The sequence below is a fragment of the Pseudoxanthomonas sp. CF385 genome (assembly GCF_900104255.1).
Lineage (GTDB): Bacteria > Pseudomonadota > Gammaproteobacteria > Xanthomonadales > Xanthomonadaceae > Pseudoxanthomonas_A.
In genome coordinates this window covers 744,724-762,528 of sequence record NZ_FNKZ01000001.1, presented here as the reverse complement: position 1 = coordinate 762,528, position 17,805 = coordinate 744,724, and the positions used below count along the sequence as shown (strand labels likewise).

Annotated in this window: 16 protein-coding genes; 4 read left to right on the top strand and 12 right to left on the bottom strand. The window is 68.7% G+C overall.

From position 1 onward, the window contains the following. Position 1: 1 nt before the first annotated feature. Both BLT45_RS03270 and BLT45_RS03265 read right to left on the bottom strand, forming a co-directional pair. Entirely contained in the window at positions 2-2,107 is a 2,106-nt protein-coding gene (locus tag BLT45_RS03270) for a prolyl oligopeptidase family serine peptidase (RefSeq protein ID WP_093295108.1), read from the bottom strand. Between the two features lie 76 nt (positions 2,108-2,183). After that, entirely contained in the window at positions 2,184-2,498 is a 315-nt protein-coding gene (locus BLT45_RS03265; RefSeq protein ID WP_093295105.1) for a hypothetical protein, read from the bottom strand. Positions 2,499-2,640: 142 nt separating this feature from the next. Between BLT45_RS03265 and BLT45_RS03260 the strand changes: the two genes are divergently transcribed. Then, entirely contained in the window at positions 2,641-3,225 is a 585-nt protein-coding gene (locus BLT45_RS03260; protein WP_254771774.1) for a lipocalin family protein, read from the top strand. Between the two features lie 27 nt (positions 3,226-3,252). Here BLT45_RS03260 and BLT45_RS03255 read toward each other — a convergent pair whose 3' ends face one another. Further along, entirely contained in the window at positions 3,253-4,224 is a 972-nt protein-coding gene (locus BLT45_RS03255) for a helix-turn-helix transcriptional regulator (RefSeq protein WP_093295100.1), read from the bottom strand. Positions 4,225-4,428: 204 nt separating this feature from the next. On the opposite strand from BLT45_RS03255, the gene BLT45_RS03250 reads away from it, so the two are divergent. After that, complete coding sequence (locus tag BLT45_RS03250; RefSeq protein WP_093295097.1) at positions 4,429-5,079, top strand: hypothetical protein; 651 nt, start codon at positions 4,429-4,431, stop codon at positions 5,077-5,079. Between the two features lie 301 nt (positions 5,080-5,380). Beyond that, entirely contained in the window at positions 5,381-6,118 is a 738-nt protein-coding gene (locus BLT45_RS03245; RefSeq protein ID WP_093298432.1) for a DUF481 domain-containing protein, read from the top strand. Positions 6,119-6,125: 7 nt separating this feature from the next. Here BLT45_RS03245 and hemC read toward each other — a convergent pair whose 3' ends face one another. From hemC to BLT45_RS03225, 4 genes are all read right to left on the bottom strand, one after another. Beyond that, positions 6,126-7,034, bottom strand: coding sequence for a hydroxymethylbilane synthase (gene hemC, locus BLT45_RS03240; protein WP_093295094.1), 909 nt, complete (start codon positions 7,032-7,034; stop codon positions 6,126-6,128). A 44-nt stretch (positions 7,035-7,078) separates the two neighbouring features. Further along, complete coding sequence (locus BLT45_RS03235; protein WP_093295091.1) at positions 7,079-7,810, bottom strand: LytR/AlgR family response regulator transcription factor; 732 nt, start codon at positions 7,808-7,810, stop codon at positions 7,079-7,081. 95 nt (positions 7,811-7,905) lie between these two features. Continuing rightward, on the bottom strand, positions 7,906-8,589 hold the full coding sequence (locus BLT45_RS03230; RefSeq protein ID WP_093298429.1) for an alpha/beta hydrolase: 684 nt from the start codon (positions 8,587-8,589) through the stop codon (positions 7,906-7,908). Positions 8,590-8,625: 36 nt separating this feature from the next. Further along, on the bottom strand, positions 8,626-9,558 hold the full coding sequence (locus tag BLT45_RS03225; RefSeq protein WP_139187906.1) for an energy transducer TonB: 933 nt from the start codon (positions 9,556-9,558) through the stop codon (positions 8,626-8,628). A 347-nt stretch (positions 9,559-9,905) separates the two neighbouring features. Between BLT45_RS03225 and BLT45_RS03220 the strand changes: the two genes are divergently transcribed. Further along, entirely contained in the window at positions 9,906-12,089 is a 2,184-nt protein-coding gene (locus BLT45_RS03220) for a sensor domain-containing protein (protein WP_093295086.1), read from the top strand. On the opposite strand, the gene BLT45_RS03215 is transcribed toward BLT45_RS03220, so the two are convergent. The 5 genes from BLT45_RS03215 to BLT45_RS03195 are packed head-to-tail and all read right to left on the bottom strand — an operon-like array spanning position 12,064 to position 17,751. Beyond that, the gene (locus tag BLT45_RS03215) at positions 12,064-12,915 is read right to left on the bottom strand and encodes an NAD-dependent protein deacetylase (RefSeq protein ID WP_093298426.1); all 852 of its coding nucleotides are present in this window, start codon (positions 12,913-12,915) and stop codon (positions 12,064-12,066) included. The two genes, BLT45_RS03220 and BLT45_RS03215, sit on opposite strands and share 26 nt — an antisense overlap. 34 nt (positions 12,916-12,949) lie before the next feature. Further along, a complete protein-coding gene (locus BLT45_RS03210; protein WP_093295083.1) occupies positions 12,950-14,446 on the bottom strand; it encodes a tryptophan halogenase family protein in 1,497 nt (498 codons plus the stop codon). A gap of 25 nt (positions 14,447-14,471) precedes the next feature. Then, entirely contained in the window at positions 14,472-15,491 is a 1,020-nt protein-coding gene (locus BLT45_RS03205) for a cupin-like domain-containing protein (protein ID WP_093298423.1), read from the bottom strand. After that, positions 15,478-16,185, bottom strand: a complete 708-nt coding sequence (locus BLT45_RS03200) for a SapC family protein (protein WP_093295080.1) — start codon at positions 16,183-16,185, stop codon at positions 15,478-15,480. Before BLT45_RS03200 ends, BLT45_RS03205 begins: the two co-directional genes overlap by 14 nt. A gap of 12 nt (positions 16,186-16,197) precedes the next feature. Next, positions 16,198-17,751 (bottom strand): tryptophan halogenase family protein, encoded by a 1,554-nt coding sequence (locus BLT45_RS03195; RefSeq protein ID WP_093295077.1) that lies wholly within the window; start codon positions 17,749-17,751, stop codon positions 16,198-16,200. Between the last annotated feature and the right edge of the window lie 54 nt (positions 17,752-17,805).

The window sequence follows — 17,805 nt, the reverse complement described above, 5'->3', positions numbered from 1 at the left end:
CTTACTTGGCCAGCTGCTGCCAGAGGAAGGTGTAGGCCAGCGCGCTCATGTGGGCGGCCTGGGCGTTGTTCGCCGCGCCGCCGTGGCCACCTTCGATGTTCTCGTAGTAGCGCACGTCCTTGCCGGCCTCCAGCATCTTGGCGGCCATCTTGCGGGCGTGGCCCGGATGGACGCGGTCATCGCGGGTGGAGGTCATGAACAGGGTCGGCGGATAGTCCTTCTTCGCGTCGAACAGGTGGTACGGCGAGAAGGTCTTGATGAATTCCCAGTCGGCGGTGTCGGGGTTGCCGTACTCGGCCATCCACGAGGCGCCGGCCAGCAGATGGCTGTAGCGCTTCATGTCCAGCAGCGGGACCTGCACGACGACCGCACCGAACAGCTCCGGGTACTGGGTCAGCATGTTGCCGGTGAGCAGGCCGCCGTTGCTGCCGCCCTGGATGCCCAGATGCTTCGGCGAGGTGATCTTGCGGGCCACCAGATCCTGCGAGACCGCGGCGAAATCCTCGTACGCCTTGTGGCGGTTGGCCTTCAACGCGGCCTGGTGCCAGCGCGGGCCGTACTCGCCACCGCCGCGGATGTTGGCCACCGCATACACGCCGCCCTTCTCCAGCCAGCCCTTGCCCACGCCACCCGAATAGCCGGGGGTCAGCGAGATCTCGAAGCCGCCGTAGCCGTACAGCAGGGTCGGCGTGCTACCGTCGTACTTCAGGCCTTCCGGGCGGACCAGGAAGTACGGCACCTTGGTGCCGTCCTTGGACGTGGCGAAGTGCTGCTCGATCTTCTTGCCCGAGGCATCGAAGAACGCCGGCATCGACTTCAGCTGCTCCGGCTGCTTGCCGATCTCGGCCAGCGACAGCGTGGTCGGGGTCAGGTAGTCGGTGACGGTCAGCCACACCGCGTCGCTGTCGTCGCTGTCGACGTCGCTGACGCCGATGGTGCCGAACGACGGTGCGCCGACGAAGGCGCTGGTCTTCCAGCCCGACGCGGACGGCGTGAGCACGCTCAGGCGGTTCTTCACGTCCTCGAGCACGTTCAGCACCAGGTGGTTCTTCGTCCAGGTGAACCCGGCCAGCGAGGTCTTGTCGGTCGGGGTGAACAGCACGTCGAAGTCGCGCTTGCCGGCCATGAAGTCGTCGAACTTCGTCGCCAGCAGGCTGCCCGCCGCGTAGGTCTTGCCGCCGACGGTCCACGGCTCGCGCAGTTCCAGCGTCAGCCATTCCTTGTGCACGCCCTTGTTGGCCGAGTTCTGCACGTCGATCTTGACCAGCTTGCCGTCGGCGCTGCGCAGGTACAGCTCATCGTTGTAGAAGGCGATGGTGCGGCTGACGAAATCGCGCTGGAAGCCCGGCGTGTCGTCGTGGAACGCGGCGATGTACATGTCTTCGGCGGTGCCTTCGTACACCACCGCGGCCGAGGCCAGCGGGGTGCCGCGCTTCCATTCCTTGACGATGCGCGGGTAGCCCGAGCTGGTCAGGCTGCCGGCGCCGAAGTCGCTGTAGACGTAGACGGTGTCGGCATCCTTCCAGCCCAGCGCGCCCTTGGCTTCAGGACGGTAGAAGCCGTCCTTCAGGAACGCCTTGTTGACCAGGTCGAACTCGCGGGTCTCGTCCGCGTCGGCACCGCCGCGCGACAGCGCGACCAGGCAGCGCGTGTAGTCCGGCTTGCGGCAGTCGGCGCCGTGCCAGACCCAGTTCTTGCCTTCGGCCTTGTTCAGCGCGTCCAGGTCCAGCACGGTCTCCCACTGCGGCTGGGCCTTGCGGTATTCGGCCAGCGTGGTCCGGCGCCAGACGCCGCGCTCGTGCTGCTTGTCCTTCCAGAAGTTGTAGTAGTGGTCGCCGATCTTCTGCACGCCCGGGATCTTGGCGTCGGAGTCGAGGATGGCGCGGATGTCCGCTTCCAGCTGCTTGAAGGCCGGGGTCGAGGCGATCTCGGCCTCGGCCTTGGCGTTGACGCCCTTCACCCAGTCGAGCTGCTTCTGGCCTTCGACGTCTTCCAGCCAGGCGTACGGGTCGTTGGACACGTCAGCGTCCTTGGCGTGGACAGGGGCGGACATTGCGCCCGCAACGGCAAGGCCGGCGGCCAGGCAGGCATGGGTGAGTCTGGGCATCGGGGGTGGCTCCGGAGGTGCAGTTCATGAACGTGTCACGCTAGCACAAGGCCCGGAGGCCACCCCATGCCGAAGGTCAGGCCACCCGGGCCAGGGCCGCGCGACGGGCGCGCAGGCGCCGCGCCTGGGGAGCGCGTCGGCGCCCGCTCGGACGCATCCGGCGCACGGCGTCCGGCAGCCGGAACCGGTGCAGTGCCCACCACGCCGCGGCCGGCATGCCCACCAGCCACAGCGGCAGCCACCCCAGCGCGTCGGTGCTGGCGCGGGCCAGCGGCACCAGCAGCACCAGCGCCAGGCCGGCGAGCACGGCCCGGCGCAGCACGCGATCCAGTGCGGCGTCGGGACGATCGTGTGATGCGGTGCGCGCGAAGAAGAATGACCCGGTGGACATGGCGAAGAACTCCCGTGAGTTGATGTCGGTACGACGTCACACTCGCGCACCTGCATCTCACGGGTTGCGACATACCCGGTTAACATCGCCGTCGCATCCTGATGACTAGCGTGTCCGTATGACAGGGAGGAAGGAGTCCCACATGCCCATGCCGTTGTTCTTCCGCGTGGCCCGACTTGCCCTGCTTGCCTGCCTGCTGGTGGCCGCCGTCGGCTGCGCCAGCCGGGGCGAGGTGCCGCAGGGCCCCGCGGCGGTGGACCTGCCCCGTTTCATGGGCACCTGGCATGTGGTGGCACACATCCCCTATTTCGCCGAACGCGGCCATGTCGCGGCGCGCTACGAATACGCCTTCCGCGATTCCGACAAGGTCGGCGTGGGCTACCACTACCGCGAAGGCTTCGACCAGCCCGAGCAGGTGCGCGAAGCCCGCGCGTCGGTAAAGGAAGCCTCCGGCAACCGCGAGTGGACGTTGTGGTTCGTCGGCGTGGTGCCGGCGAAGTGGCGCATCGTCGACGTGGCGCCGGACTACTCCTGGGCGCTGATCGACTATCCGGGCCGTGACATGGGCTGGATACTCGCCCGCGACCCGATGATGGGCGACGCGCAGTACCAGGATCTGGTGAAGAAGGCGCGCGACCATGGCATCAACGCCCGTCAACTGGTCCGCGTGCCGCAGGTGCCTGCCCAGGTGGGCGCACCGGGATTCGGGGAGCCGAAGGGCCCGTAAGCGACCCTCGGCATCGACGAAGGGGCCTTACTTCTTCTCGTAGTTCGACAACGCCAGTTCGAGCAGCGCCTTCGCCTGCTCGCGCAGCACGGCCGGTTCGACGATCTCCGCGTCGGCGCCGTAATGCAGGATGTCCATCAGCAGTTCGCGGGACACGCTGTAGGGGATCTTCAGCTCGTAGCGGCCGTCGGGCAGGTGCCGGCCCTGCTGCTTCGAATGCCACTGTTCGTCCGCGACCCAGCGCGCGGCCTTGGCGCTGAACAGGATCGTCGCCCAGCCCTTCGGTTCGCCGGAGAAGATGCCGTAGCTCGAGGCCAGGTGCTGGTTGAGTTCCTCGTTGGGCAGGTCGCGTGCGGCTTCTTCGCCCAGGCGTGCGTTGCCCACCCGGTCCACGGCGAAGCTGCGCAACGCGTTGCGCTCGTGGTCCCACGCGTCCAGGTACCAGTTGTCGCGGTAGTGGGTGATGCGCTGCGGGGACACGGTGCGGCGCGTGCGCTCGTCGGTGGAACGCGCGCGGTATTCGAACTGCAGCTGCTTGCGCTCCAGCACCGCCGAGGCGACCGTGCGGAAACTGGCTTCGTCCAGCTTGCGGCCGCGGTGCGGGATGACGCGCACGCGGTCGACCGGCCACTGCGACACGCCGGCATGGTCGGCCAGCAGGCCCTCGATGCGCTTCTGCAGCGGCGCCAGCGCGCCGGACAGCACGCCGCCGCCGGTGCGGACCAGCAACTGCTGCGCCGCGAGCAGGGCATACAGCTCTTCCGAGCTCAGCCACAGGCCGGGCAGTTCGAAGCGTTCGCTCTCCGCGGCGTGGTAGCGGAAGCCGGCTTCGCCGTCGCCTTCGATCGGCGCCATCAGCGCGTCGCGGAGGTAGGCGAGGTCCCGGTAGACCGTCGCGCGCGAACAGCCGAGTTCCTCCTGCAGGCGCTTCACCGTGACCGGATAGCGCGCCGCCTTGAGGATGCGGTGCAGGGCGGTGATGCGTTCGATCTTGTCCATGGGGGGGCACGGCAGGGGGCGTGGCCCGATTATCGCCGACGGGTGGCCGTTTTCGCCGTCCGCCTGACGTTGGTGCGAATACAGGGGACGAGCGCCGGCGGCGCCTTGGGCCCGTGCGGTGCCAGGCGTCCCGGCGTGTTTGCGCCGACGGGACGCCCTCAACGCACGGACCCAAGGCGTTGCCCCTTCCAAAGGCCCATCGCCATGTCTTCGCGCGCCGCTGCCTTGCCGCTGTCCCTGTTCCTGCTGCTGGCCGTGACGGCTTGCCAGCGCCCTGCCCCCGCGGATACCGCCGTGCCCGCGCCGGCGGCGGACGCCTTGCCCGCGCGAGGCTCTGCGGCGGACGCCGTGGCCGACGTGAAGGCCTCGATGCACCGGTTCCTCGACGCGCGCAGCTTCCACGCCCGGATGGTGCTGGAAGGCGCCCATCCGATGACCAGCGAGATGGACTACGTGGCGCCCGACCGCTACCGGATCACCCTGCCGACCGGCACGCAGACCGTCATCGGCAACATGCTCTACATGCAGGTGAACGGCCGCACCACCCGGGTGCCGCTGCCCCCTGAAACGCTGTCGCCCTGGCGCGACCCGCTGAAACTCCAGCAGGCCCAGCAGGGCCTGACGGCGGAATTCCTCGGCGAGACCCAGATCGACGGGGTGTCGGCCAGGCACTACCGGGTCCGCAACACCGTGCCCCAGCCGGTCGAATTCGAGTACTGGATCGGGACCGGTGGCCTGCCCCTGCGGCTGCGCCATGCCGGTACCGACAACGAGGGCCGCGACTACACGGTGGTGCAGACCTATTCCCGGTACGACGATCCGGCCATCGTTATCGACCACCCCGTCGAACCGTGACGCGGATCGGTGCCGCCCGGCCCGTTCGTGTCACAATCCATGTCGCAAACCTGAATCGGAACAAGCACTTGGGTTGTGGCCCTGCCGGGCCCTGTCTACCATGTAACCGATTACACCCTCCCCCAGAGGCTGCTCCATGCCCCGCGCGCATTTCTCCCTGCTGACCTTCGCGTTGCTCGCGACCCTGGCCTCGCCGGCCCTGGCCACGGACGTCCTGCTCCCGCGCAACGACAAGACCGATGCGACGAAGACCGGGAAGGCCTTCGGCAAGGACGCTGCCACCGCATTGCCGGTGGTGGCGATGGCGGTGCGTCCGATCCCCGAAACCCCGCCCGCCCCGCCGCCGCCCACGCCGAAGCTGACCGGCGGCGGCGAACTGGGGTTCGCAGCGGCCAGCGGCAACACCAATACCGAAAGTTTCAACGGGCGGCTGGACCTGACCTATACCGATGGTGGCGCCTGGCGCCACAGCGCCAGCCTGTTCGGCCTGCATTCGCGTTCCGAGTACGCACGCACGCAGGACGACGGCAGCCTCGTCCGCGATACGCGCACCACCGCCAACCGCTACACCGTCAATGCCAACAGCGCCTACCTGATGGATGACCGCGGCACGATCAACACCGCGCTGCGCCACGAGGAAGACGATTTCGGCACCTACAGCCGCCAGCAGTCGCTCAGCCTCAGCTACGGCAACCGGGTGATCAAGAACGAGCGCGCCCACTTGGACCTGCAGGTCGGCCCCGGCTACCGCCGCGCGTACGACACTGTGGACGGGCGGACCGAATCCAGCCTGATCGGCCGTGGGCTGATCGACATGCGCTACGCGCTCACCGAGAACACCGAGATCGTCAACAAGCTGCTGGTGGAATCGGGCGAGTACAACACCTTCGCCCAGAACGACCTGGGCGTGTCGGTGACGATGAACTCGCACCTCGCGTTGAAGGCCGGCTGGCAGGCGCGCCACAACAGCGACGTGGCCGAGGACATCAAGAAGACCGACACGCTGACCACGATGAACGTGGTCTACCGCTTCAAGTAAGCGTCGGTCAGGCCAGGAACGCGCCCGCGCCCTGTTCCAGCAACTGCGCGGCGACGCGACGACCCAGCGCGTCGGCGTCGCGCGCATCGCTCGTGCCTTCCGCGCGGAGCAGCTGGCCTTCCGCGGCGGAGCCCACCAGGCCCGCCAGCACGAGCGCGTCACCGTCGCGATGCGCGAACGCCGCCACCGGCACATGGCAGCTGCCGTGCAATGCGCGGTTCATCGCGCGCTCCGCTTCCACGCACAGGCGCGTGGCGGCGTCGTCCAGCGGCGCGAACAAGGCATGCACTTCGGGATCCTCGGCGCGGCATTCCACCGCGATGGCGCCCTGCGCCGGTGCCGGCAGCCAGTCCGGCGCCTGCAGGCGGGCGCGGATGCGCGCATCGAAGCCCAGCCGCTGCAGACCCGCGCAGGCCAGCACGATGGCGTCGTAGTCGCCGGCATCCAGCTTGGCCAGGCGCGTGTTGACGTTGCCGCGCAGGTCGAGCAACTGCAGGTCCGGGCGCTGCGCGCGCAGTTGCGCCTGCCGGCGCAGCGACGACGTCCCCACGCGCGCGCCATGCGGCAACGCGGCGATGCCGTCGTAGTGGTTGGAGACGAAGGCGTCGGCCGGATCGGCGCGGGTGAGGATGGCCGGCAGCGCGAACGGACCCTCCAGCTCCATCGGCACGTCCTTCAGCGAGTGCACGGCGCAGTCCGCCTCGCCGCGCAGCATCGCCAGCTCCAGTTCCTTCAGGAACAGTCCCTTGCCGCCGATGGCGGCCAGCGAGCGGTCCAGTACTTCGTCGCCGCGCGTGCTCATCGGGACCAGCTCGACGACCAGGCCCGGGTGAGCCGCGCGCAGGCGGTCGGCGACATGTTCGCTCTGCCAGAGGGCGAGCGGGCTCTTGCGGGTGGCGATGCGCAGCGTGGTCATGCGGGCATTATCCCGCATGCCGCATGCCGCGTCCCGCGCGGCGCTCAGAGCGTCTTGACGGTCTCGCGCAGGCCGGCCACGCAGCGGCGGCTGACTTCCAGCGGCGCCTTGCCGTGGCGCAGGATCGCCTGCACGTGGCCATCGCCGACGCGCTTGATCTCGACCAGCTCGTGGCGCGCCACCAGGCAGTTGCGGTGGATGCGCACGAACCGTCCGCCGAACTCCTCTTCCAGCGACTTCAGCGACTCTTCGATCAGGTCCTCGCCGCGGGCGTGGTGCACCACCACGTACTTCTCCTCGGCCTGCAGGTAATGCACCTCGTCGACCGGGATCAGGCGCAGGCTGCCGCGCAGGCGCGCGCACAGGTGGGTCCGCGGCTGGCCGCTGGCGGCCGCCGGCGCCTGGGTCTCGCGCCCGGCGATGAAGGTGCGCGCGCGCTCCAGCGCCGCGGCCAGCCGCTCGGCCCGGATCGGCTTCATCAGGTAGTCGATGGCGGCCGCCTCGAAGGCCGACAGCGCGTGCTCGTCGTAGGCGGTGCAGAACACCACGGCCGGGCGCGGATCGAAGGCGGCCAGGTGCCGCGCGGCTTCCAGCCCATCGACGCCCGGCATCGCGATGTCGAGCAGGACCATGTCCGGGCGGTGCTGCGAACAGGCCTGCAGCGCATCCAGGCCGTTCTCGGCCTCGGCCACCACATCGATGCCGGCATGCTCGGCGAGCAACGCGCGCAGGCGTTCGCGGGCGAGGGGTTCGTCGTCGGCAATGACCACTTTCACGGCAAAGGCGTCCTCGATGAACGTTGGCGTGATCCCCCGTGGCCTAGGTTACCCACGACGGCGCCACGCGTCACCCGGGCGGGGACGCATGCGGATTACAACGCAAACCGCCGTTCCATCCAGTCACCCAGGTCACGGATTTCCTCCGCGCAGACCTGGTGCGCCATCGGATAGCGGTGCCATGCCACATCGAAGCCCATGCCGCCCAAGGCCCTGGCGCTCTGCTCGGCGTGGACCAGCGGGATCACCGGGTCGCCCGTGCCATGGGCCATGAAGACCGGCTGCGCGGTCGCGGCCGCCGCAAGATGCGAGGCCGCCTGCGCGGCACCGGGCAGATAGGTCGACAGGGCGATCAGGCCGGCCAGCGGGACCTGCCGGCGCAGGCCGGCCGCCAGGATGATGGCACCGCCCTGCGAGAAGCCCGCCAGCAGCACCCGCTCCGGCGCGATGCCGCGCGCGAGCTCACGCTCGATCAGCGCGTTCACCTGCAGGAGGGATTCCTCGATGCCGGCGCTGTCCGCACGGGTCGGGAAGTCCATCCCGACGATGTCGTACCAGGCGCGCATGCGCACCCCGTTGTTGATGGTCACCGCACGCACCGGCGCGTGCGGGAACACGAAGCGCAGCGCGGGCCAGCCCGGGCGCACCAGTTCCGGTACGAGCGGCGCGAAATCATGGCCGTCGGCGCCGAGGCCGTGCAGCCACAGCACGGACCACTGCGGGGAAGGACCGGTGTCCTGTTCGACGGTTTCGAGAAGCGGGGCATGGGAGGTCGTCATGCCGCCATTCTCGCCGCAGCGACGCGCGGATACCAATCAGTCCGCGCCACCCTCGGCGCCCGCCGGCAAGCGGAACCGCACCGTGCGCTGCGAGGCGTGCGCCTGCCCGCTCGGCTCGAAACGCCAGCGCTGCGCCACCGCCAGCGCCGAGGCGTCGAACAATCCGGCGGGCGTGGAGGACAGCAGGCGCACGTCGCGCACGCTGCCATCGGGCTGGATGGTGAAGGACACTTCCGCCTGGCCCTCGATACGCGCGCGCAGTGCCGGCAGCGGGTAGCGCGGCTGCGCGTCCTGCACCAGGCGGGGCGCACGCGCAGGGGCCACGGTCGCGGCACGCGCGACCACCGCGGCCGGCGGCGGGGCTTCCACGACGGGCGCCGCGGGTGGCGGTGCAGGCTCGGCAACGACGGGCATACCGGCCGCCACGGGCGGAGGTTCGCGGGTCGCGACCGCGGGGGGCGGCACGGCGGTGGCGCGGGGCGCGACCGTCACCGAGGGCGGCGGCGTCTCCAGCGCGGCGATCGAGGCCTGCGCTGCCTGTTCGCGCTGCAGCGTCGCGATGCCCGCGCGCAAGCGGGGCAACGCGGGTGCGCCCGCATCGATGCGTTCGATGAGGCCCCGCAGGCGTTCCGCTTCGACCGCGTCGCTGCGTGCCAGCGCCTGCTCGGCCGCGATCAGCACGTACGGCTGCAGTTCCGCCAGCGCCGCCTGCGCGCGGGCCGCTTCTGCCGTGTCGGCGCGCGCGGCCAGGTAGTGCTCGATCGCGTTGTCGCCCGCAGGCGACATCATCCGTTGCTCGGCGAGCGCCTGCGACGCGCGCGCATACGCCGTGCGCATCTCGTCCACGCTGTCGGGCGATACCGTACCGGCGGAGGCCGCGACCTCCTGCGTCCCGGACACCGTCTCGGGCGAGCGCCCACAGGCGGTCAGGCCGGCCAGCAGGGCCAGGCCCATCCCTATCTTCTTCATGATCTCGATCACCCCCGTCGTGCGGCCGGCAAGCCTAGGCGGCGTTCATGACGCCGGTGCGTCAGCCCGGCCGCACGCCCTCCGCGTTCCCTCCCGGCAGGCGACACGCACGCGTTCCCGGGCGGCACGGTGCGGTATTGCGACACGGGGAAAATGGAAGCGTTTGCATGCCGTGACATCCCGTTTGCGGCGCGGAAGTTCGGGTAAAGTGCGTCGATCCGGGGCCGATACCGTTTCGTATGGCCCCACCCCGGGGCGGCGTAGCAGGGACTGCCGTGGCGAACCCGGACCATCCGACGGATACCGTTCTTGGGGAAGACGCGACCGTGAGGCCCACTCCTATCGCCATGCCATCGTTTGCCGCGCCTGCCGAGCCCGACGTGTCGTGGGTCATCGACCACAGCGACAACGCCGTCGTCGTCTGCGACGACGACGCGCGCATCACCTATATCAACCAGGGTTTCACCCGCATGCTGGGCTATACCCTGGAGGAAGTGGCGGGCCGTCGCCCGAGCGACTTCCTCGCCGGGCCGCACACCGATCCCGAAACGGTCGAGTGGGTGCGCGGCCAACTCAATACCCAACAGGGTTACCGGACCGAGTTGCTGGTCTACGCCAAGACGGGCGTGCCCCTGTGGATTTCCGCCGTGGTGAATCCGGTGTTCGACGGCGAGCGCAACGTGCGCCATCTGCTCGGCGTGTATACCGACATCACCCACAGCAAGCTGCACGAGGAGCTGCACCGCAAGGTGCTGGGCGCCATCGTCCGGGAGCAACCGCTGCAGGACGTGCTGACGCTGGTCTGTCGCGAAGTCGAGAAGGTGATGCCGGAGGCCGTGGCCTCGGTGATCGGGCTCGACGACTACGGCCACTTGCGTCCACTCGCCGCACCCAGCCTGCCGGACCATCTCGCCGCCGTCGTGGACGGCGAACGCGCGGGGCCGATGGTCGGCGCCTGCGGCTCGGCCGCGTGGAGCGGGCAGCCGGTGGAGTGCACCGACATCGATCGCGACCCGCGCTGGCAGGCGTACAAGGCGCCGTTCCTCGCGTTGGGCATCCGCGCGTGCTGGTCCAGCCCGATCAAGGGCCATGACGGCCGCGTGCTCGGCACCTTCGCGCTCTACTACTGGGAGAACCGCGCGCCGGACGACTTCCACCAGCGCGTCGTCGATGTCTGCCTGCACCTGTGCGCACTGGCGATGGACCGCGAGCGCGCGCGCGTGCGCATGCACCAGCTGTCCTTCTTCGACACGCTGACGGGCCTGCCCAACCGCGCGCTGTTCAACAACAAGGTCGAGCAGATGCTGCTGGATGCGGCGCGCCGCGACAGCGGGGTGGCGCTGCTGTTCATCGACATCGACCGCTTCAAGATCGTCAACGACACCCAGGGCCACACCGCCGGCGACACCCTGCTGCGCGAACTGGCCAAGCGGCTGGCCGGCGAACTGCGCGACTCCGACGTGGTCGCGCGGCTGGCCGGCGACGAATTCGTGCTGGCCGTGCCCGACTATGACGCGGAGGATGCCGCCAACCTCGCCGACCGCCTGATGGCGCGCCTGTCGCAGCCGGTCAGCGCCGGACGCATGATGCTGGCGCCGCAGGCCAGCGTCGGCGTGGCGATGTTCCCCAGCGACGGCTGGGACGTGGACTCGCTCGTGCGCCACGCGGACATCGCGATGTACCGCGCCAAATCCGAGGGCGGCGCCCGGATCGTGTTCTACAGCGTCGAGATGAACCAGGCGATGCAGGAACGGCTGGCGCTCGAGAACGCCCTGCGCGAGGCCGTGCGCAGCGGCCAGTTGCGCCTGCATTACCAGCCGCAGGTCGGGATGGAAGACGACACGCACCTGCACGGCGTGGAAGCGCTGCTGCGCTGGCGCCATCCGGAAATCGGCGAGATCTCGCCGGCCACGTTCGTGCCGATGGCCGAGGAATGCGGCCTGATCGACGACCTCGGCCGGTGGACGCTGGAAGAAGCCTGCACGCAGATGGCGGACTGGCGCCGCCGCGGCGTGCCGGTGCCGCGCGTATCGGTGAACCTCTCGGCGATCAATTTCGAACAGCAGGACCTGCCAGTCTTCATCGGCAACGTACTCGGCAAGTGCGGCCTCTCGCCCGAGGAGCTGATGGTCGAAGTGACCGAGAGCGTCATGCTCGCGCAGAAGCCGGAAGTACTGGCCAACATCGATGCGATCCATCGCATGGGCGTGCACCTGTCGATCGACGATTTCGGCACCGGCTACTCGAGCCTTAGCCACCTCCACCGCCTGCCGATCAGCGAACTGAAACTCGACATGAGCTTCGTCCGCGACCTCGAGCACAGCGAATCGGCGCGCGCGCTGACCACGTCCATCCTGCGCATCGGCGAAAGCCTCTCGTTGAAGGTGGTCGCCGAAGGCGTGGAGAACCAGGCCCAGCGTGCGGTGCTGTCAGGCCTGAAGTGCGACATCCTGCAGGGTTACTACGTATCGCGGCCGTTGTCGCCGCATTCGCTGGAGCGCTGGCTCACCCTGCAATCGCCGACGGCGTGACCCCGCGCTCCGCGTCGCTGCCCAGCAGGAACGCGAGTGCATCCCCGCACGGCGCCGCCACGCGGAAGCGCAGGAGATCGTCGGCGCGCGTGCGTCCCAGGTTCACCGCCGCGACCGGCGTGTCCGCGCGGACCGCCGCATGGACGAACCGCAGGCCCGAGTAGACCATCAGCGAGGAACCCACGACGAGCATCGCGTCGGCACGCGCGAGGTGCGCCATCGCCGTCTGCACGCGTTCGCGCGGCACGTTCTCTCCGAAGAAGACGACATCCGGCTTCAGCATGCCTCCGCACGCCTCGCAGGCGGGAACCCGGAAAGCGCCGAAGTCGCGTCCGTCCAGATCCGCGTCGCCGTCCGGCGCAGCGGCCGCCACCAGGCCGGCCCAGTCGGGGTTCGCATCGGCGAGACGGACCTGCAGATCCGCGCGCAACGATCCCGCACGGCAGTCGAGGCACACGACGGCGTCCAGCCGGCCATGCAGATCGATCACGGATCGACTTCCTGCGGCCTGGTGCAGACCGTCGACGTTCTGGGTCAGCAGGTGTTCGCAGCGGTCCTGCGCTTCCAACGCCGCCAGTGCGCGGTGCGCCGGGTTCGGCTGCGCCTCCGCGATGCGCGGCCAGCCGAGCAGGCTGCGCGCCCAGTAACGCTGCCGCGTCGCCCCGTCGCCGACGAACGCCTGGTACGTCACCGGCGGCGTGCGCTTCCACGCACCCTGCTCGTCGCGGTAGTCCGGGATGCCGGACCCCGTGCTGCAGCCGGCGCCGGTCAGCACGAACAGGCGACGGTGCGCACCGATGAAGTCCTGCAGTCGTGGATCGCTCATGCCGGCAGCATAGGCCATGCCGCCGCCCGCGCGATCAGGGCTTCGGTGCCGGGCAGTAGCTGCGCAGATAGTCCATGTGGGCCGGCATCCGTTCCACATTGCCCAGCACGCTGGCGCGGATGTCGTCGAGGAAGCGCTGCAGTTCCGCCGGCGGCACCGCGTCCGCCGTCGGGTGGTAGCGTTTCGGCATGATGCCCTGCCCCATCATCACCTGGATCCACGAATTCTCGCCGAACAGCTCGCCGGGCACGTGGAAGACGGTGCCGGTCTCGCGGAACAACTCGATGCGGTGGCGCAGCGTCGAGGGAAGCGCCATCTCCGCGATCTCGCGCCAATAGGGCGAGTCGCGCCGGTTGCTGAGCGCATAGTGCATCACAACGAAGTCGCGCACGTGCTGCAGTTCCTCGTCCAGGCGCGCGTTGTACTCGTCGATCGCCGGCGGGGTAACCACCTGGGGGAAGTTCTGCAGCAGGTGCACGATGCCGCGCTGGATCAGGTGGATCGTCGTCGATTCCAGCGGCTCGATGAAACTGCCGGCCAGGCCCAGGGCCACGCAGTTCTTCGCCCAGCACTGCTGGCGCTGGCCCGGCCTGAAGCGGATCGGCCACGGCTGCTTGATGACCTCGCCCTCGAGGCTGCCGAGGAACTCCTCCCGCGCCTCGTCATCGCCGACATGGCGACTCGAATAGACGATGCCGTTGCCGACCCGGTGTTGCAACGGAATGCGCCACTGCCAGCCAGCCTTGCCGGCGATCGCGCGCGTGTAGGGCACCGCGTCGCGCACCGCCGTGGTCTGGGTGGCCAACGCACTGTCGTTGAACAGCCAGTGCGACCAGTCGGTGAAGCCCACGCCCAGCGTCTTGCCGATCAGCAACGCCCGGAAGCCCGTGCAGTCGATGAAGAAGTCGGCTTCGAGGCTGTCGCCGCTTTCCATCTTCAATGCGGTGATATGGCCCGACGCCGCATCGGTCAGGACTTCGGCGATCTTGCCCTCCACCCGCTTCGCGCCGTGTCGTTCGCTGAATCGCCGAAGGAACTTCGCGTACAGGCTCGCATCCATGTGATACGCGTAGTTCGTACCGCTGCGCGGCAGGTGCGCGAAGCGGTCCTGCAGGGCGGCCTTCAACTCGAGGCAATAATCTTCGTAGCCGCTGGCGTACCCCTCCTTGCGCCCCCGCAACCAGAAATGCTGGAAACCGGTCGCTCCCCGGTCCTTTCCGCTGAATCCGAAGGAGTGGATGTAGCGGTGCCCGACGTCCAGCCAGTTCTCGAAGGAGATGCCGAGTTTGATGGTGCCCTGCACCGCCGCCATGAACTCCTGCTCACCGATGTCGATCATCCGGTGGAAGCTCAGCAGGGTGGGGATGGTGGCTTCGCCGACGCCCACGGTGCCGATTTCCTCCGACTCCACGAGGGTGATGTCCAGCACTTCGCCGAGCACCTTGGAGAGCGCCGCGGCCGCCATCCAGCCGGCGGTGCCACCGCCGGCGATGATGACGCGCCTGATCGGCTGATGGTGGATGTCGGGCATGTGGTTGGTTCCTGGCGTCGTGTGATCAGCGATTGAGGCGCTTGAGCAGGCGTGCGCGAAGTTCGCGCGCGCGTATCTCATCCAGCGGAGCGAGCAGGCGACGCGCGGGCTCCGGGATGTGGGCGACCGTGTCCGCGTCGGCGTCGAACACATAGTGGCGGAACACGTCCTTCCAGATCTCCCGCTCATGCGGCGGCAGGTCGCGCATCGTCATCAGCGCGTACATCAGGACGTTCATCGGGGTGTCCATCCACCCCGGCGTGTCGCGCCACCAGTAGTTGACCAGCACGTTGAACGGCTCCAGTCCCTCCATGTGGTGCCACCACATGCTCGGAATCAGCACCGCGTCGCCCGGCGCGAGTTCGGCCACCTGGGCGTGCCGCATCGCTTCGGCGAAGCGCGGGAAGCGCTCCAGATTCGGCGAGGCGAAGTCCACCAGGCTGATGGCCTGCCCGGCGGGCGTGAAGTCGAGCGGACCGATGTACAGGTTGCGTAATTGGTTCGGCGGGAACAGGGTGACGCGGCGGCGCCCCGCCACCACGCAGGCGATGTTGTCGGGCACGTCCTGGTGAGCCGCGATGCGGGTGCGATTGCCGATCCAGATGCTCGCCAGGGGATCGCGCCCCTCCAGGGGAAGCGCGTTCTCGTCGCGGAAGCCCGGCAGCCACGTATCGAGCGTGGTGGACGCGACGTAGATCATCGGCGCGGATTCCCGCTCCGCGTACTTGAGCAACGTGTCGAGCACCGTCCTCAGCGGGATCTGCTCCTGGCGGAAATTGAACCCGCTCAGGTCGTCGTTGTAGAACACCCGTCCGCCGCTGCCGGGAGCGGCGACTGTCGCGACCACCGGCGGCGCGTCCGCACGCTCGAAACCGTGCAGGTAGGCCACACCCGCCTGCATCGACTCGCGTGCCGCAGCGACCATGGGCCAGTGCGCGACAAGGCCCCGCAGCACGACGGGTCCGGACGACGAAGCCTGCAGCGCCTGGGGCAGTGCATCGACCGCATCGCCACGCGACTCGCGGATGGGCTTAGCGTCCGCCAGCACGGCTCCGGTTCATCCTGTCGATCAGTCCGCGGAAATTCGAGACCGATGCCACGGCCATGTAGATCGGCTCCAGATGGCCGGCCGCGTGCAGCGGGCCCAATGCCCCGGCATCCAGGCCACGAAGGCGCTCTTCGTTGATGATGTAGTACCCCGCAAGCCGGTTGAGCGACCCATCGTCCAGCTCGATGTCGAGCGCGAAGGATTCCAGCAGGTCGAGCGCAAGCAGGGCATTGACGAAGGCCGGCACGCGCTCCAGTCCGTTGTGCAACGTAAGGAGCACCGACGCGATCCGGTCCAGGTATTCGGTCTGGCCGCCGTGTTCGCGGAACAACGGCTGGCCGACCTCGTTGCCGACCCTGGGACTGTCCAGGTCGATGTGCACGGTCATCTCGTCGCCGCCGCGGCCGATCAGGAACGGCTGCCGTTCGATCGCCAGCGGCACGTAGTGCGCGTCCCAGCGCTCGCCGTCGAGGAACAGGTTCGTCCCTTCCTCGAACCCCAGCAACGCGACCGGCGACAGACCGCCATGCGCATCCTTCCGGAACACGATGGGGTAGTGCGCCTGCAGGTCGCGGAATTCGGCGGGGAAGGTGGCGGCGAACGCGACGTCGTCGCCCAGCGTCGCGCTGCGCCGGGTATCGATTCGCAGGTCCTTGTGGTCGATGTTGTTGACCTGGGCGTGTCGGGGCATCGGTGGGTCGTCCTAGATGCGCGGCATTCCGCGCGTCATCACATGATCGAGCATCTCGCGATGCCCAGGCAATGCCGACAGCATCTTCCTCGCGATGTCCGCCGACTGCCCGAAGTATTCCTCGGCGCGGCGCACGTCGTCCATGCGCCGCGTGGTGGGCCGCGCGTCGGGCACGAAGCCCATGCCGTAGAGGATGAACTGGTAGCTCGCCGATGGAAATACTTCCTCGACCCGGTTGAGGTCGTACCGGGAAGGCGGCTGGTGGCGCCAGAACTCGAGCAGGTCGCGCAGGCGTTCCGGGATCGTTTCCGGCCTGCGGTTGTCGCGCCAGTACTCGCTGTCGTCCCGCTTGCTCAGCACGTAGTGCAGCTTCAGGAAGTCGACGATGCGGTCCCAGCGATAGCTGAAGGTGTCGTTGTAGCGCTTCGCGACGATGTCCACGGCCGCACGCGTGGCCGGCATCTGGTCGGCGAGCATGCCTGCGGCCAGCTCCACCATGACCAGCGACGACGCTTCGAGCGGCTCCATGAACCCGCTGGACAGCCCGATGGCCACGCAGTTCCGGTGCCAGGCGCCCCGCCTGAAGCCCGGGCGGATCATGATCTTCGGCAGCGTGTCGATGTCCTGTTCGCGACCGCCTGTCGCCACGATGTAGCGGCGCAGCGCCGCCTCGGCCGCGTCATCGCTGGTATGGGTGCTGGAGTAAACATGGCCGATGCCCCGCCGGCTCTGCAGGCCGATGTCCCAGATCCAGCCGGCCTCCTGCGCGGTGGAAATGGTCTGGCAGGCGATTTCGACATGCGGGTCCGCGTACGGCACGCGCGTGGCGATGGCGCGGTCGTTGAACAGCACGTCCTTCTGCGATTCGATCTCGACACCGTAATGCTGGCCGATCAGCAACGCGCGCATGCCGCTGCAGTCCACGAACAGGTCGCCTTCGATCGCCCCGTGCTCGCGCGTGCGCAACGCGGCGATGTCGCCGTTCTCGTGCGTCTCCACCCCGACCATATGGTCCGCGATGTGGCGCACGCCGAGCTTCCCGACGCAATGCGTCCGCAGGAAGACGCCGAGTTTGGCCGCATCGAGGTGATAGGCGTAGTTGGCCACGGAGGCCCACTCCGGCGTGGACATCTGCTTGGGGGATTTCCCTGCTTCGCACAGGTGCGCCTGGTAGCAGGTCAGCATGCTGAAGGGCACGTCGCGGTGCGCCATCCAGCCGGTCGCCAGATGGGTCTCCAGGAAGCCCGGCGGCAACACGAACGGATGGTGGTAGTAGTCGCCGTCGACCTCTTCCCTCCACCGCACGAACTTGGACCCTTGCTTGAAGGCCGCATCGCATTGGCGGATGAAGTCGGTCTCGCTGACGCCGGTCCGGCGCAGGGTATCGCGCATGGTCGGCCAGGTGCCCTCGCCCACGCCCACCGTCGCGACGTCCGGCGATTCGATCAGGGTGATCCGCAGCCCGCCGGCGAGCGCGGTCTGATGCTCGGCCGCGAGCACGGCGGCCGTGAGCCAGCCCGCCGAGCCGCCCCCGAGGATGACTACATGCCTGACAGGAAGATCCACGCGGCTACCTCGTCTTTGCTACTCGCCCAGCGGGACTCGCGGCCCGCCCCAAAA